Origin of the sequence: Pseudomonas sp. B21-009 (genome assembly GCF_024749345.1) — a bacterium.
In the GTDB taxonomy this organism is placed as follows: Bacteria; Pseudomonadota; Gammaproteobacteria; order Pseudomonadales; family Pseudomonadaceae; genus Aquipseudomonas.
The window spans coordinates 5,410,233-5,425,364 of record NZ_CP087199.1 but is presented as its reverse complement, the minus strand read 5'-3'; the positions used below and the strand labels follow the sequence as shown (position 1 = coordinate 5,425,364).

The following is a 15,132-nucleotide window of genomic DNA, read 5'->3' as shown; positions in this document are numbered from 1 at the left end:
TGTTTGCGAACAGTTTGCAGCCTCCCTGATCGTTTCTGGATAAAGCATGAGAATTTTGATCATTGGCCCCAGCTGGGTGGGCGACATGGTAATGGCGCAGACCCTGTTCCAGTGCCTGAAGCAGCGTCACCCGGAATGTGTGATCGATGTGCTGGCGCCCGAGTGGAGCCGGCCGATCCTCGAGCGCATGCCTGAAGTGCGCCAGGCCTTGAGCTTCCCGCTCGGCCACGGCGCGCTGGAGCTTGCCACGCGCCGGCGTATCGGCAAGTCCCTGGCCGGCCAGTACGACCAGGCGATCCTGCTGCCCAACTCGCTGAAATCGGCGCTGGTGCCGTTCTTTGCCGGCATCCCCAAGCGTACCGGCTGGCGCGGCGAGCTGCGTTTCGGCCTGCTCAACGACGTGCGCAAGCTCGACAAGGCCAAGTACCCGCTGATGATCGAGCGCTTCATGGCCCTGGCCTACCCGGCCGGCGCCGAGTTGCCGCAGCCGTACCCGCGCCCGAGCCTGCAGATCGAAGCGCCGAGCCGCGACGCCGCCCTGGCCAAGTTCGGCCTGAGCCTGGATCGCCCGGTGTTGGCACTGTGCCCCGGTGCCGAGTTCGGCGAAGCCAAGCGCTGGCCGTCGGAGCATTACGCCAAGGTCGCCGAGACCAAGATCCGCGAAGGCTGGCAGGTCTGGTTGTTCGGCTCGAAGAACGACCACGCGGTCGGCGAGGCCATTCGTGCGCGGCTGATCCCGGGCCTGCGTGAAGAAGCAATCAACCTCAGCGGCGAAACCTCGCTGGCCGAGGCCATCGACCTGCTGTCGTGCAGCGATGCGGTGGTGTCCAACGATTCCGGGCTGATGCACGTGGCGGCGGCGCTGAACCGCCCGCTGGTGGCGGTCTACGGCTCTACTTCGCCAGGCTTTACCCCACCTTTGGCCGATCAGGTCGAGGTGGTGCGCCTGGGCCTGGAGTGCAGCCCATGCTTCGACCGTACCTGTCGCTTCGGCCATTACAACTGCTTGCGTCAGCTGGAACCGGAAGCCGTGGAAGCTGCGTTGCAGCGCCTGAACGGCCCGAGCCTGATCGACGTCATGGCCGAGGTCGACTAAGTGCGGGTACTGCTGATCAAGACCTCGTCCCTGGGCGATGTGATCCACGCGCTGCCGGCGCTGACCGACGCTGCCCGGGCGATCCCCGGCATCCGCTTCGACTGGGTGGTGGAAGAAGGCTTCGCCGAGATCCCCAGCTGGCACCCGGCAGTCGACACGATCATCCCGGTGGCCATCCGTCGCTGGCGCAAGAACCTCTGGCAGACCTTCAAGAGCGGCGAATGGCGCCAGTTCAAGCAGCGTCTGCGCGAGCGCAAGTACGATTTGGTGATCGACGCCCAAGGCCTGGTCAAGTCGGCCTGGCTGACCCGTTACGTCAAGGCGCCGGTGGCCGGCATGGACCGTTACTCGGCCCGTGAAGGGCTGTCCAGCCGCTTCTACGACCGGCGTTTGTCGGTCGAGCGCGGCCAGCATGCGGTAGAGCGGGTACGCCAGTTGTTTGCCCTGGCGCTGGGCTACAACCTGCCAGCAGGCCTGGGTGACTACGGCCTGGACCTGAACCGCCTGCAGTTGCCGCCGGCGGCGCCGTTCGTGGTGTTCCTGCACGGCACCACCTGGGCAACCAAGCACTGGCCGGAAGCCTACTGGCGCCAGTTGGCTGAACGCCTGGGCCAGCAAGGCCTGCAGGTACGCTTGCCGTGGGGCAACCCGGCCGAACAGGCGCGTGCCGAGCGCATCGCCAAGGGCCTGGCCAACTGCCAGGTATTGCCCAAGCTCAACCTGGTGGGTGTTGCCCGGGTGCTGGCGGCGGCCAAGGCCTGCATTGCCGTGGACACCGGCCTCGGTCACCTGGCGGCGGCGCTGGATGTGCCGACCCTGTCGCTGTTCGGGCCGACTAACCCGGGGCTGACCGGGGCCTATGGCAAGTCCCAGGTGCACATCGCCAGCGATTTTGCCTGCGCGCCGTGCCTGCAGAAAAAATGTACCTACAAGCCGAGCGCTGATGACCAGCGCCGGTTCGATCTCAAACGCGAGTGGCCGCTGTGCTTCACTCGCCTGAATCCCGAGCGTGTGGCGAGCCAATTGCGCGCGTTGCTGCTGGCTGAGGATGTTCGTTGATGCAACTGGCTTTTGTTCTGTACAAGTATTTCCCCTTCGGTGGCCTGCAGCGCGACTTCATGCGCATTGCCCTGGAGTGCCAGCGGCGCGGTCATCAGATCCGCGTCTATACGCTGATCTGGGAAGGTGACGTGCCCGAGGGCTTCGAGGTGCTGGTGGCGCCGGTCAAGGCGCTGTTCAACCACCGGCGTAACGAGAAGCTCAGTGCCTGGATGCAAGCGGATCTGGCCAAGCGCCCGGTCGATCGCCTGATCGGCTTCAACAAGATGCCCGGGCTGGATGTCTACTTTGCTGCCGACGGCTGCTTCGAAGACAAGGCGCAGACCCTGCGTAATTCGCTGTATCGGCGTTGGGGCCGTTACCGGCATTTTGCTGAATACGAGCGGGCAGTGTTCGCCAAGGATGCCAAGACCGAGATCCTGATGATCTCCGAAGTCCAGCAGCCGCTGTTCATCAAACACTACGACACGCCGATCGAGCGCTTCCACCTGCTGCCACCCGGCATCAGCCAGGATCGCCGGGCGCCGGCCAATGCCGCCGAGATCCGCGCTGAGTTCCGCCGCGAATTCGACCTGAAGGACGATCAGCTGCTGCTGGTGCAGATAGGCTCGGGCTTCAAGACCAAGGGCGTCGACCGCAGCCTCAAGGCCCTGGCCGCCTTGCCGTCGGCCTTGCGCAAGCGCACGCGGCTGATGGTTATCGGCCAGGACGACCCAAAAGTGTTTCAACTGCAAAGCGCGACCCTGGGCCTGACCGAGCAGGTGCAGTTCCTCAAGGGCCGCAGCGATATTCCGCGATTTCTGCTCGGCGCCGACCTGCTGATTCACCCGGCCTACAACGAAAACACCGGCACCGTGCTGCTTGAAGCGCTGGTCGCCGGGTTGCCGGTGCTGGTCTCGGCCGTGTGCGGCTATGCCCATTACATCGCCGAGGCCGACAGCGGCCTGGTGCTCGACGAGCCGTTCGAGCAGGAGCAGCTCAATCGCTACCTGCAGCGCATGCTCGAAGACGGCCCGGCCCGCGCCGACTGGGCGCGCAATGGCCTTGCATTTGCCGATACCGCCGACCTCTACAGCATGCCCGAGCATGCCGCCGACGTGATCCTGGCGCAGGAGCGCGCATGAAACTGATACTGGCTGAGCCGTTCAAGCGCCTGTGGGCCGGGCGCGATGCCTTCGAGGCCGTCGAGGCCTTGCAGGGCGAGGTGTACCGCGAGCTGGAAGGCCGCCGTACCCTGCGCACCGAGGTCGAAGGCCGTGGCTATTTCGTCAAGATTCACCGCGGCATCGGCTGGGGCGAGATCTTCAAGAACCTGTTCACCGCCAAGCTGCCGGTGCTCGGTGCCGGCCAGGAATGGCAGGCTATCCAGCGCCTGCACCAGGTGGGCGTGCCGACCATGACCGCGGTTGCCTATGGCGAACGTGGCGACAACCCGGCGACCCAGCATTCGTTTATCGTCACTGAAGAGCTGGCGCCGACCGTCAGCCTTGAAGACTTCAGCATCGACTGGCTCAAGCAACCGCCGCAGCCACGCCTCAAGCGTGCGCTGATCGCTGAAGTGGCGCGCATGACCGGCATGATGCACCGCGCCGGGGTCAACCACCGCGACTGCTACATCTGCCACTTCTTGCTGCACACCGACCGACCGGTGACGGCCGATGACTTCAAGTTGTCGGTCATCGACCTGCACCGCGCCCAGACCCGGGCGAAAATCTCTCGCCGCTGGCGTGACAAGGACCTGGCCGCGCTGTATTTCTCGGCGCTGGACATCGGCCTGACCCGGCGCGACAAGTTGCGCTTCTTGCGGGGCTACTTCCAGCAGCCGCTACGCCAGATCCTGGCCGAAGAAGCGGGGCTGCTGTCCTGGCTGGAAGGCAAGGCGCGCAAGCTCTACGAGCGTAAACAACGGTACGGAGACGCGCTCTGATGGCGGGTTGGAAACTGGAGCCTGCGTATCAGGCCCTGGCGACGGATTTTGGCAGTATCGACGCGGTATTCGCCCTCAAGGGCGAGCGCCTGACCCACGACCCGCTGAGCGAAGTGATCCGGGTCGAGCGCGACGGGGTCAACTATTACGTCAAACGCTATACCGGCGCCGGCAAGGGCTTGCGCCGCTACCTCGGGCGGCCGCGGATCAAGGCCGAATGGCAGAACCTCAAGCAGTTCGCCAAGTGGGACATTCCCACCGCCGAAGTGGTCGCCTTCGGTCATGAGCGCAATGGCCTGGCGTTCGGCCGCGGGGCGATGATCACCCGCGAGCTGCCGCGCACCGAAGACCTTTCGGCCCTGGCCGAGCGCAACGATGCGCGCCTGGCCGATCGCGCCTGGGTCGATCACATCAGCCGTCAGCTGGCCCGCCATACGCGGATCATGCATGACCATCACTTCACCCATAACGACCTGAAGTGGCGCAACCTGCTGGTGGACGACCAGGCCACGCTATTCTTCATCGACTGCCCGACCGGCGATTTCTGGTGGGGCTTCATGCTGCGCTACCGCATCACCAAAGACCTGGCGTGCCTGGACAAAGTGGCCAAGTATCACTTGTCCAACACCCAGCGCCTGCGCTTTTACCTGCAGTACCGCGGGCGCGAGCGTCTGAATGAATCGGACAAGCGCCGCATTCGTCATGTGGTGACGTTTTTCGAGGGACGCGAATGACTGATTTTCTTGCCGGTGCCGATAAGGCACTGCTTGAGCGCCATGGCCTCAACGGTTTCGATCAGCTCTGGGCCCTGCAGCTCGATGCGGTGGATGAGCCCAACACCGGCCGTGGCGGCTGGAGCAGCGTCTATCGCCTGGAACTTGAAGGCAAGGGCTACTACCTCAAGCGCCAGAGCGACTACCTGACCCGCACGTTGCACAAGCCGTTTGGCGAGCCGACCTTCGCCCGCGAGTTTCGCAATATCAGCCGCTACCAGAAGCTCGGCATTCCCGCATTGCAGGCGGTGTATTACGGCGAGCGCAAGGTTGCTGGCGAGCGCCGGGCGATCCTCATGACCCGCGCCCTGGATGACTGGAGCGACCTCGACAGCCTGCTGGCGCAGTGGCCACAGCTGGACATCGGCCAGCGCCAGGGCATCCTGCGCGCCTGCGGGCAGCTGGCGCGCACCCTGCACGCGGCCAACCAGGTGCATGGCTGCTTTTATCCCAAGCATATCTTCCTGCGCATCCGCAGCGACGGCTGGATGGCGCAACTGATCGACCTGGAGAAAACCCGGCCGTTGCTGCTGGGCATGCGCGACCGCCTCAAAGACCTTGAGCCGCTGTTACGCCGGGCGCCGATCTGGAGTGAGGCCGAAGTGCGGGTGATGCTCTCGTCCTACCTGGACCAGCCCAGCGACAGCCCGCTGGTCGATACCTGGCTGCAGCGCCTGACGCGCCGCCGCCGTGAGAAAGAGGCTCGCTGATGCGTTTGTCTGAACTCAAGGATGCCGGGCGCAGCCCGGACCTGCCACTGAACATCAGCCTGGCCGACGCCGCTGGCAGCGCCGAGCTGCAATTGCTCAGCCTGCTGCGAGTACTGCCCGGCCAGCGTTACGTCGGCGCCGGGATCTGGCGCGGCAAGCCGGTTTTGGCCAAGTTGCTGGTTGGCAGCAGCGCCGCCCGGCATTTTCAACGCGAGCTGGACGGCGCACGGCTGCTGGCCGCGCAGGGCCTGACCACGCCGTTGCTGCTGGCCGATGGCTTGCGCGAAGGTGAGGGTGGCTGGCTGCTGTTCGAGTTTCTCGAAAACGCGCAAAGCCTGGCCGATGCCTGGGCGCAGGTCGAAGCCCTGCCGCCGCTGGCCGATGAACAGCACCTGGTACTTGGCGAAGCGCTGACCGCCGTGGCGCAGATGCACGCCAAGGGCCTGTGGCAGGACGACCTGCACCTGGACAACCTGCTGCGTCACGACGGCCAGCTGTATCTGATCGATGGCGCCGGGATCAAGGCCGAAACCCTCGGCCAGCCCCTGTCGCGCCAACAAGTGCTACACAACCTCGGGGTGCTGTTCGCCCAGTTGCCCAAGCGCCTGGAGCCTTTTATCGAAGAGCTGCTGGTGCATTACCTGCTGGCCAACGCCGAGCACGCCTTGCCGCTCGAAGCACTGCAAAAGCAGATCGACAAGGTGCGCAGCTGGCGCCTGAAGGACTACCTCGACAAGGCCGGGCGCGAGTGCACGCTGTTCAGCGTCGAGCGCGGCCCGTCGGGCCTGCGTTCGATCCGCCGCACTGAAGTGGCCGCCATGCTGCCAGTGCTGGAGCAGGCCGATGCGCTGATCGACCAGGGCCACCTGTACAAGACCGGCGGCGCTGCCAGTGTCGCGAAAGTCGAGGTCGATGGCCGGCCGCTGGTGCTCAAGCGCTACAACATCAAGAACACCGCCCACTGGTTCAAGCGCTTCTGGCGTCCGAGCCGGGCCTGGCATTCGTGGATCGAAGGGCATCGCCTGGAGTTTCTCGGCATTGCCACGCCCAAGCCGCTGGCGGTGCAGGAGCTGCGCTTCATGGGCTTGCGCAGCCGCGCCTACCTGGTTACCGAGTATGCCGATGGCCCGGACTTGCTGGCCTGCTTTGCGCCTTATGTCGAGTCTGGCGAGGTGCCTGAGGAGCAGTTGCAGGCCCTGCAACAGCTGCTCGGGCAACTGATCCACGAGCGCATCAGCCATGGCGACATGAAAGGCCACAACCTGTTCTGGCAGGACGGCCAATGGTCGCTGATCGACCTCGATGCCATGTGCCAGCACGCCACCCAGATGAGCTTCGCCCAGGCCTTCGCCCGCGACCGCGCGCGGCTGTTGCGTAACTGGCCCGCTGGCAGCGCCCTGCATCAGCGTCTGGACGCTGCACTGCCAACGCTTGAAAGCTAGTTTTCGGTCAAGGGCAGCCAGTCGCTGGCACGTCCCGTCTGGCGCACGCGGATGTGCCAGTTCGGTGTTTGCCAGCGCAGGCTGATGCTGGTCGGGATGGCGCCCTTGAGGTGTTCGGGCAGCAGCAGTCGATATTGGTTGGCCAGCAGGCTGGGTTCCACGGCCAGTTGGCGGTCTCCCAGTTGCAGGTAGTGGCCTTCAGCGTTGCTGAACAGGCCGTTTGCCTGTGGGGTTGCGAGCAGCGGCGTCGCCAGCTGACTGTCGGCGATCAATCTGGGCAGGTCCGGCAGGCCCTCACGCCAATGTACCGGTGCATCGTACTGCCACTGACCCTCGGCGTTGCGCCGTACCGGCAGGTGCAGGTAGGCGTCGGGTTGGCGCGGATCCTGAATCCGCCAGCGGCTGCCGTCAAAACTCACCCGATAGTAACGATCGGCCTGATCCTTGATGTAGTACTGGCTCAACCCTTGATACTCGGACACCTGTTCGTACACCCCCTCGTGGTAGTGGCCGTCGATGCGATAGCGCAATCTGCCCGGGTGGACCTGGGTTGCCAGGTTGGGGCTGATCAGCTTTGGTACCCGGCCGGGAAGCCTGCGCAGGGTCTGGCGCATCAGGGCCGAGCCACCCAGCTGGGCCAGGCCATCGGTGGCGTGCGACAAGGCGTTGTAGAAGTGCTCCAGCGTTTGCGCAGTATCCGCTTGGGGCAAGTCCTCCAGACCCTCCCAGATTGACCACAGGCAGCGCGCGAAAGCCAGGGGGACCTGCACTTTACTGGGAAGCAGCACGGTGATCAGGTCAAGGATCAGCCAGATGCCTTGCCACAGGTGCTGGGCATCGAGCTGTCCGGTGCTTGTCCCTTGGGCGGCCGCATTACTGATGAAGTGGCGGACCTCGGCCTGGTAACACTGGGTAAAGAAGTCTGCGTTGATCACCGATTCCTGCACCTGGCCCTGGTGATGCTGGTTCGCGAACAGACTTCGCGCAGCGGGCTGCGCTGCCTGCGCCAGACGATCGACGAAGTAGGCTTGCAGGTCGGGGCTCTGCTGCAGTGTTTGCCAGAGCTGGCGGCGGTCATCGAATTCGCGCCACGGCTTGCGGTCCGGTGCGTCCGGAGTATAGAGCAGTAACGACGGCACCCCTTGGGCGTCGCGTGGGCTGATCATCAACACACCCTGAACCGTGGCTTGCGCTATCAGCAACTGTTGAACGTCCAGAACTTGCCCTGACACGGCTGGGCGGTTGCTGCTGTCGGGATGCTCGAGCACATTCATCGCCCAGCGGTAGCCGCGCTCCTCCCGGTCGGGGCGAAAGTAGCCGGCGTATCGACCCTTGATCGCCTCGGCGCGCATGCGTGCACCACTGATGTCACGGTAGGCCTGACGACGCCAGTGCGAGGCGGGTGAATGCAGCAGATGCCGGCGCAGGAATTGCCCGTAGCTGCCCGCAACACTCAGCTCGCGCACCAGGCGCTTGACGTAGTTCGCTGAAAGCCAGGGGATTGCCCGGCCATCGCTGTGGGTAATGCGCGCACTCAGCCAGTAGTCGACATCGAACAGGCCGACATTCTCCAGGGCAAATTCGCTCAGGGTTCGTTGCTGGCGTACCGGGATCAGCACCTCACCGGCCTGTGGCCGCGACCTGCCGGGAACACTGCTGCCAGGATTGGTGGGGATGGCCAGCGGCCCGCCTTGATGAATCAGGGTGGTGCTGACCTGTATCCGATCGGGGTCCAGCTCATGGCCGTGATCGTTGAGCAGTCGCTGGCGCAAGGTTCTACGGCAGTAGTCGAGCAGGCTATGGCGCTGCTGGAACTGTTGCAGGGTCAGCAAGCCCGGTGCACTGGCCAGTTCGATGGCGCTGGCCAGTTCCTGCAAGGATTGCATCATCTGGGTCAGGCCCTGCAGCGGTGTGCTTCTGAACCATGGCGGCATGTGTCGGTCCAGCAGTGCGCTGTAGCGGGTTGCCAGGCTGCCGGCGTTGCCCAGCCGGCTGTGCAGGTCGATGGCCGGCCCGGGCGCGGCAGCGGCATGCCAGGCGTTTTTCAGGGCGCGGCGCTGATGGGCGATGACGGCGTCGAGCAGGTGCTGAAAAACATCCTGCTCCTGGGTGGCAAAGGTCATGGTTTGCGCCGAGCGGCATTGCAACTGGCGCTCGACCGGTAGCAGGTCCAGCAACGCCGCTCCCTGCACCTGGTCATCCAGGCGCTCCGCCAGTTCGCGGGTCAGCGCCGGCAGGCCGCTGAAACCTTCCAAGCCATGCGCCAGGCTGAACAGCAGCACCTCGCCTTCGGCGTCGGCAGCGGTGATCAACAGGCAACTGCGCAGTTGGCTGCGCCAGTAGGGCTGGCTGGCACTTAGCACGACTGCCTTGACCTCGGCCTGCTCGGCGCGTGGCAGGCCGTGACGCAGCGCCGCACTGGGGTGGGTAACGATCCGCGAGACCAGCCGGTGCAGGGCAGGGCTCAGGGTCTGGTCGGCCAGGCGCAGGTCGGCCTCGGCCTGCCATTGCCCGGCGCGCAGGGTACGCAGGCGTTCACGTCGGCTTTGCTGGCTGTCGGGGCGAAAGGGCTGGTTGTAGTACTGGCGCAGCGCGGTGCGCCACTGGCCCAGTTTCAGGTAAGGGCCTTGCGGGGTAGCGGCAAGGATAGTGCGGATTTCGCGTTCGCTTTCTTCGAGTCGTTCGAGTGGCTGCATGACCTGTCTCCCTGGGGTGGCAGGTCATGCTAGGGCGCGTTGCTCAGGCGCTGGCGCTATACATGTATTCAGCTGCGCCGGACGGGCAGCAACGCACGCAGGCTGTAAAGCGCCGGCAAGCCCAGGCCGAGCCAGGCCAGCGCATCCCACCAGCCATCGCCGAGCAGGGCAGCGAACAGCCCCAGCGCGCCCAGCAGGGCAATGACTGTCGGTATGGCGAATACGCTCCAGAAACCTGACGACTTGCGCTTCATTGCAGCGTCTCCATCTGCGCCGCAACCAGCGGCTTGCTGGCCCGCCGGCGCACCACCCAAAGGTACACGCCGCTACCCAGGACGATGATGGTCAGCACATCCAGCACTGCCCAGAGGATCTGCATTGGCCGGCCGCCGTAGTCACCAAAGTGCAGCGGCTGCGACAGGCCCATGGCGTCCATGTACCAGGGGCGGTCGCCGATGGCGGTGACTTGCAGGTTGCTGGCGTCGATCAGCACCGGCGTCAGCAGGTGCGCGGTCAGGTGGGTGCTGCCCTTCATGAACACCGCATAGTGGTGCTCGCTGGAGAAACGCGTACCGGGGAAGGCGATGAAGTCCGGCCGCATGCCCGGTGCGGCGTCGGCGGCGATATCCAGCACACGGCTGACCGGTGCCAGTTCGGTGAGCGGCGGTGCATCGCGGTAGGGCGCAACCATCGCCGTCAGGCTGTCGTTGCGCCAGGCGGCGATGACCAGGTCCGACAGCGCGCTGATCACCCCGGTGACGCCCACCACCAGCGCCCAGGTCAGGGTAACGATGCCGATCAGGTTGTGCAGGTCGAGCCAGCGCAGACGCGTGGATTTGTCGTTGCGCACCGTAGCGAACTTCAGCCGGCGCATGAACGGCGCATAGAGCACCACGCCAGAGATGATCGCCACCACGAACAACAGCCCCATGAACGCCAGCAGCAGTTTGCCGGGCAGGCCGGCGAACATGTCCACGTGCAGGCGCAGCATGGTCATCATGAAACCGCCGTTGGCCGAAGGCATTTCCACCGCTTCACCGCTGCGCGCATCGAGCATGAAGGTGTGCGACGAGTTCGGCTCGGTACCTGCGGTAGCGGCCATGATCGCGACCACGCCGTTGCGGTCGTCTTCATCCCAGCCGAAGTATTGCATCACTTCACCGGGGCGATGGGCCTGGGCCTTGAGCACCAGTTCCTGCAAGTCGAGCCTGGGCGTGTCGGCCGGCATCTCCTTGAGCTCGGGGGCATCGCCCAGCAGGTGGTCGATCTCGTGATGAAAGATCAGCGGCAAGCCAGTAACTGCCAGCATCAGCAGGAACAGGGTGCAGATCAGGCTGGTCCAGGTATGCACGAAGGACCAGCGGCGGATGGTTCGGCTGTTCATCCGCGGCCTTAGAACTTGTAGTTGACGCTGGCAACCACGTTGCGCTCGTCACCGTAGTAGCACCAGTAACCGTCGCAGTTGGCCAGGTAGTCCTTGTTGAACAGGTTCTTGGCCTCGACGGCGACGGTCATGCCTTTGAGCGTGCTGACCTTGCGGCCCAGGTCGTAGTGCACCGAGGCGTCGTAGACGGTGTAGGAGCCAACATAGCCCAGATCGGTGTTGGTGGTGTTGCCGTAGTTGTCACCGACATAGCGCACGCCACCGCCGACACCGAAGCCGTCGAGCAGGCCGTTGTGCCAGGTGTAGTCGGCCCACAGGGTCGCCTGGTTGCGCGGGATCAGGGCCATGCGGTTGCCTTGCTCGTTGGCCGCACCCTTGAGGATCTCGGTATCGGTGTAGCTGTAGGAACCGATTACCTTGAGGTTCTCAGTCACCTGGGTGGTGGCTTCCAGTTCCAGGCCGCGGACCTGCAACTGGCCAACCTGCTGGGTAATGTTGCCTTCGGTGACTTTCACGTTGTCCTGGCGCAGGTCATACACGGCGGCGGTGTAGAGGTTCTTGCTGCCCACCGGCTGGTACTTGATGCCGACTTCGTACTGGCGGCCTTCGGTGGGTTTGAACGAGTCAGTCGAGGCGACGGCGGCGCCGGTGGTCGGCTGGAACGACTCGGTGTAGGAGATGTACGGGGTTACGCCGTTGTCGAACACGTAGCTCAGGCCGACGTTGCCGGTGAAGGCCTTGTCGCGCTCGGTGCTGGTGGCATCGTTCTGGTTGTGGAAGGTGGTGCCGGTGTGCACCCAGTCTTCACGCCCGCCCAGGGTCAGGCGCCAGTTGTCGAGGGCGATCTGGTCCTGAATGTAGAGGCCGGTCTGGCGGGTTTTCTGGCCGTAGTCGTACATGGTGAAGTACGACACCTTGGAAAAGTCCTGGCCGTACGGCGGGTTGATCACGTTGCCTGGCGGCACGCTGAAGGCCAGGCCGTAGTCCCAGCGGTAGTTGGTGTTCGAGCGCTGGTGATCGAGGCCGATCAGCAGGGTGTGGCTCAGGGCGCCGGTCTGGAAGTCGGCCTGGAAGTTGTTGTCGACGGCGAACTGGCTGATGTCTTCGTTGACGATGCCGGTTTCACGCGGGACGCTGCCGTCTGCTTCGACGCTGCCGCCTGGGGTGGAGGTATCGTTGTTCATGGTCGCGACGTTGATGCCCTGGAACGACAGGTCGCTTTTGGTATAGCGCAGGTTCTGACGGAACTGCCAGACATCGTTCAGACGGTGCTCGAAGGCATAGCCCAGGGCGTAGTAGGTGCGATCGTAGAACTCCCAGTCCGGGTCACCGAGGTTCTTGTGGTGGGAGATGTCGCCAGCCGGCGAGCCCAGCTTGGTGCCCTGCAGCGGCAGGAACTGGCCGCTGATACCGGTATCGTCACGGGTGAACTGGGTGATGAAGGTCAGGCTGGTGTCTTCATCCATGTTCCAGGTCAGGCTGGGCGCGAGGTTGTAGCGCTTGTCTGGAACGTGGTCGGTCGGTGCGCCGCTGTCGCGTACCACGCCGCTGACGCGATACAGGAACTGGCCGTCGTCATCGATCTTGCCGGTGCTGTCGAAGTTGATCTGGCGGTGGTTGTTGCTGCCAACCTGGGCTTCGACCTGGTGGGCGCTTTCAGCCTGGGGGCGACGGCTGACCATGTCGAGCATGCCGCCGGGCGGGGTCTGGCCATACACCGACGAGGCCGGGCCGCGCAGCACGGCAATGCGCTCAAGGTTCCACGGCTCGACCTTCGGGTTGGCGAACGAGCCTTTGGGTAAAGGCAGGCCGTCGAGGAACTGGGTCGGGTCGAAACCGCGTACCCGCAGCCAGTCGGCGCGGGGGTCGGAGCCATAGCCGCTGCTTTGTACGCCAGCGGTGTAGCGCAGGGCGTCGTTGAGGTTGAGAACCTGGCGGTCGTCCAGTTGTTCACGGGTGATCACGCTCATCGAGCGGGGTGCTTCAACGATCGGGGTGTCGGTTTTGGTACCAGCGGCGGTGCGCGTGGCGGTAAAACCGGTGGCCGGGCCCCAGGCGCTTTCGTAGTCGCTGCGCGCGTTGACGCTGGTTTCCGGCAGCGCCAGGGTGCCCTCGGGGGTGGCGATCAGGCTGTAGGTACCGGCGCTGCTCTGCTGCAGTTGCAGGCCGGTGCCGCGCAGGGCCGCTTGCAGGGCGCCGACGCCATCGTACTGGCCGTTGACCGGCGCCGAGGTGCGGCCGCTGGCCAGGCTCGGGTCCAGGGCCAGGGCGATGCCAGCCTGGCTGGCGATCTGGTTGAGCGTGGTCGACAGCGGCGCGGCAGGCAGGTTGTAGCTGCGCAGGGTGGCCGATTGCTCGGCAGCGATCAGCGGGCTGCTCGCCAGAGGTGCTGTCAGGGCAATGGCCACGGCCAGCAGACCGGGACGCAGGAAGTTCTCAAAAGCGCGGGACATACAGCGGCTCCTCGACGGAAGTAAGTGCTAACTAGCTTCCTTGCCGAGTGAGTTGGAAAAAGTGTCAGGGGTTAGTGAAAATAATTTTGATTTTTATTTCACGCTGCTCGCCGGCGTATCGCTTTTAGCCACCACCGTCACCCACCACGGCGTGCGCTGCTCGATCTGCACCGGCAAGGTCGGTAGCAACGAGGTCAGTGCCAGGTCGATATCATTGAGCGGGAAGCTGCCGGTAATGCGCAGGTCGGCCACATCCGTAGCAACCCCCAGGTGCCCGCTGCGGTAACGCCCCAGCTCCTCGACCAGATCGGCCAGGCGCACGTTGTCGACCACCAGCATGCCGCGGGTCCAGGCATCGGCACCGGCAGCCAGGCCGTCGGCGCGGCCCAAGCGGTCGTGGTTCATCAGCACCTGCTGGCCTTCCTTGAAAATCTGCTCGTCGCCGCTGTCTTGCGGGCGCGCCGCTACTGCCGACTGCAGCACGCTCAGGCGTGTGCCCTGGTCTTCGAGCTTGACCAGGAAGCGCGTTCCCAGTGCGCGCAGGCGGCCGTCTTCGGTAGTGACTACAAACGGACGATCGTCCTTGTGGCCGGTTTCGATGGAGATTTCGCCTTCGTGCAGGACGATCAGGCGCTGTTTCTCGTCGAAGCGGATATCCACCGCCGAATGGGTGTTGAGGCTGATCAGGGTGCCGTCGGTGAGACGCAAGGTGCGCTGCTCGCCGGTGCCGGTGCGCTGGTCGGCCAGCCAGTAGCCCAGCGACTGATGGGCACTGACCCAGCTCAGCAGGCCGACCACTAGTACCAGGCTGGCCAGGCCGCTGCCCAGCTTGCGCACACGCTGGCGCAGACCGGCGCGAGATTGCAGCAGGGCCTGGCGGGCAGGGCCGGCGGCGGCGCTGAAGCGCTGGTCGAGCATGCCCAGTTGCAGCCAGGCGCGGGCGTGCTCTTCGCTGGCAGCATGCCAGCGGGCGAACTCGGCGCGCTCGTCGGCGCTGCCGCTGCCCGAGTCCAGGCACAGCTGCCAGGCGATCGCGGCATCCAGTACCCGCGCCGAAACCGGCTTGCTGTTCATGTCGGTTCACCGTACAGCGCCACGTAGCACTGGCGCATGCCCTGGGCCAGGTACTGGCGCACCCGCGACACGGAAACCCCCAGGCGCTCGGCGATCTCGGCATGGCCCAGACCGTCCAGGCGGTTGTACAGGAACGCCGCCCGGGCTTTGCTCGACAGTTTGCCGAGCAGGCGGTCGATGGCCTTGAGGTCTTCGATGATCAGCTGCTGTTCTTCCGGTGAGGGCTGTTCGGCTTCGGGGATCAGCATCAATTCGGCCAGGTACGCCTGTTCCAGTGCCGCGCGGCGAAAGTGGTCGAACAGCAGGCCCTTGGCGATGGCCAGGAGGAACGCCCGGGGTTCGCGTGGCGCCGGCAATTGCTCGCGCCCGAGCAGGCGCACGAAGGTGTCCTGGCTCAGGTCTTCGGCGCGCTCGGCGCAGGCGATGTTGCGCCGCAGCCAGGCGAGCAGCCAACTGCGATGGTCGCGGTAAAGCGTACCGACCAGCTCAGTGTGTGGGCTTTGCACAGACGACAAGGC

The 15,132-nt window shown here is 64.8% G+C and carries 13 protein-coding genes; 7 read left to right on the top strand and 6 right to left on the bottom strand.

Annotation, left to right across the window (positions count from 1 at the left end; genetic code table 11):
- The first annotated feature begins 46 nt into the window (after positions 1-46).
- Genes waaF through LOY34_RS25100 form a run of 7 tightly spaced genes read left to right on the top strand, consistent with a single transcriptional unit; the run spans position 47 to position 7,007 of the window.
- Entirely contained in the window at positions 47-1,096 is a 1,050-nt protein-coding gene (gene waaF / locus LOY34_RS25130) for a lipopolysaccharide heptosyltransferase II (protein WP_195885184.1), read from the top strand.
- On the top strand, positions 1,097-2,155 hold the full coding sequence (gene waaC, locus LOY34_RS25125; protein ID WP_045199168.1) for a lipopolysaccharide heptosyltransferase I: 1,059 nt from the start codon (positions 1,097-1,099) through the stop codon (positions 2,153-2,155).
- Positions 2,155-3,279: a glycosyltransferase family 4 protein gene (locus LOY34_RS25120; protein ID WP_195885183.1), complete on the top strand. Its 1,125-nt coding sequence runs from the start codon at positions 2,155-2,157 to the stop codon at positions 3,277-3,279. The genes waaC and LOY34_RS25120 overlap by 1 nt, the downstream gene beginning before the upstream one ends.
- On the top strand, positions 3,276-4,082 hold the full coding sequence (gene rfaP, locus LOY34_RS25115; RefSeq protein WP_195885182.1) for a lipopolysaccharide core heptose(I) kinase RfaP: 807 nt from the start codon (positions 3,276-3,278) through the stop codon (positions 4,080-4,082). Before LOY34_RS25120 ends, rfaP begins: the two co-directional genes overlap by 4 nt.
- On the top strand, positions 4,082-4,816 hold the full coding sequence (locus LOY34_RS25110) for a lipopolysaccharide kinase InaA family protein (protein ID WP_045199173.1): 735 nt from the start codon (positions 4,082-4,084) through the stop codon (positions 4,814-4,816). Before rfaP ends, LOY34_RS25110 begins: the two co-directional genes overlap by 1 nt.
- Positions 4,813-5,565, top strand: coding sequence for a lipopolysaccharide kinase InaA family protein (locus LOY34_RS25105; RefSeq protein WP_195885181.1), 753 nt, complete (start codon positions 4,813-4,815; stop codon positions 5,563-5,565). Before LOY34_RS25110 ends, LOY34_RS25105 begins: the two co-directional genes overlap by 4 nt.
- The gene (locus LOY34_RS25100; protein WP_195885180.1) at positions 5,565-7,007 is read left to right on the top strand and encodes a lipopolysaccharide kinase InaA family protein; all 1,443 of its coding nucleotides are present in this window, start codon (positions 5,565-5,567) and stop codon (positions 7,005-7,007) included. Before LOY34_RS25105 ends, LOY34_RS25100 begins: the two co-directional genes overlap by 1 nt.
- Here the strand turns inward: LOY34_RS25100 and LOY34_RS25095 are convergent.
- The 6 genes from LOY34_RS25095 to LOY34_RS25070 all read right to left on the bottom strand — a co-directional run bounded on the left by LOY34_RS25095 (position 7,004) and on the right by LOY34_RS25070 (position 15,129).
- Positions 7,004-9,703, bottom strand: coding sequence for a dermonecrotic toxin domain-containing protein (locus LOY34_RS25095; RefSeq protein WP_258664074.1), 2,700 nt, complete (start codon positions 9,701-9,703; stop codon positions 7,004-7,006). The genes LOY34_RS25100 and LOY34_RS25095 overlap by 4 nt on opposite strands.
- Positions 9,704-9,771: 68 nt before the next feature.
- Positions 9,772-9,957: a hypothetical protein gene (locus LOY34_RS25090; protein ID WP_195885178.1), complete on the bottom strand. Its 186-nt coding sequence runs from the start codon at positions 9,955-9,957 to the stop codon at positions 9,772-9,774.
- The gene (locus LOY34_RS25085; RefSeq protein ID WP_195885177.1) at positions 9,954-11,087 is read right to left on the bottom strand and encodes a PepSY domain-containing protein; all 1,134 of its coding nucleotides are present in this window, start codon (positions 11,085-11,087) and stop codon (positions 9,954-9,956) included. The genes LOY34_RS25090 and LOY34_RS25085 overlap by 4 nt, the downstream gene beginning before the upstream one ends.
- Positions 11,088-11,095: 8 nt before the next feature.
- The gene (locus tag LOY34_RS25080) at positions 11,096-13,540 is read right to left on the bottom strand and encodes a TonB-dependent siderophore receptor (RefSeq protein WP_195885176.1); all 2,445 of its coding nucleotides are present in this window, start codon (positions 13,538-13,540) and stop codon (positions 11,096-11,098) included.
- 93 nt (positions 13,541-13,633) lie between these two features.
- Positions 13,634-14,614 carry a FecR family protein gene (locus LOY34_RS25075; RefSeq protein WP_045199184.1) on the bottom strand — a complete coding sequence of 327 codons (981 nt, stop codon included), beginning with the start codon at positions 14,612-14,614 and terminating at the stop codon, positions 13,634-13,636.
- Positions 14,611-15,129, bottom strand: coding sequence for an RNA polymerase sigma factor (locus LOY34_RS25070; protein ID WP_195885175.1), 519 nt, complete (start codon positions 15,127-15,129; stop codon positions 14,611-14,613). The genes LOY34_RS25075 and LOY34_RS25070 overlap by 4 nt, the downstream gene beginning before the upstream one ends.
- Positions 15,130-15,132 lie beyond the last annotated feature (3 nt).

What these genes read in the sequence shown, in the direction of transcription:
- LOY34_RS25100 (WP_195885180.1), top strand. Translation starts at nt 5,565, where the DNA reads ATGCGTTTGTCTGAACTCAAGGATGCCGGGCGCAGCCCGGACCTGCCA.
- rfaP (WP_195885182.1), top strand. Translation starts at nt 3,276, where the DNA reads ATGAAACTGATACTGGCTGAGCCGTTCAAGCGCCTGTGGGCCGGGCGC.
- LOY34_RS25090 (WP_195885178.1), bottom strand. Translation starts at nt 9,957, where the DNA reads ATGAAGCGCAAGTCGTCAGGTTTCTGGAGCGTATTCGCCATACCGACA.
- LOY34_RS25110 (WP_045199173.1), top strand. Translation starts at nt 4,082, where the DNA reads ATGGCGGGTTGGAAACTGGAGCCTGCGTATCAGGCCCTGGCGACGGAT.
- LOY34_RS25095 (WP_258664074.1), bottom strand. Translation starts at nt 9,703, where the DNA reads ATGCAGCCACTCGAACGACTCGAAGAAAGCGAACGCGAAATCCGCACT.
- waaF (WP_195885184.1), top strand. Translation starts at nt 47, where the DNA reads ATGAGAATTTTGATCATTGGCCCCAGCTGGGTGGGCGACATGGTAATG.
- LOY34_RS25120 (WP_195885183.1), top strand. Translation starts at nt 2,155, where the DNA reads ATGCAACTGGCTTTTGTTCTGTACAAGTATTTCCCCTTCGGTGGCCTG.
- LOY34_RS25085 (WP_195885177.1), bottom strand. Translation starts at nt 11,087, where the DNA reads ATGAACAGCCGAACCATCCGCCGCTGGTCCTTCGTGCATACCTGGACC.
- LOY34_RS25075 (WP_045199184.1), bottom strand. Translation starts at nt 14,614, where the DNA reads ATGAACAGCAAGCCGGTTTCGGCGCGGGTACTGGATGCCGCGATCGCC.
- LOY34_RS25080 (WP_195885176.1), bottom strand. Translation starts at nt 13,540, where the DNA reads ATGTCCCGCGCTTTTGAGAACTTCCTGCGTCCCGGTCTGCTGGCCGTG.
- LOY34_RS25105 (WP_195885181.1), top strand. Translation starts at nt 4,813, where the DNA reads ATGACTGATTTTCTTGCCGGTGCCGATAAGGCACTGCTTGAGCGCCAT.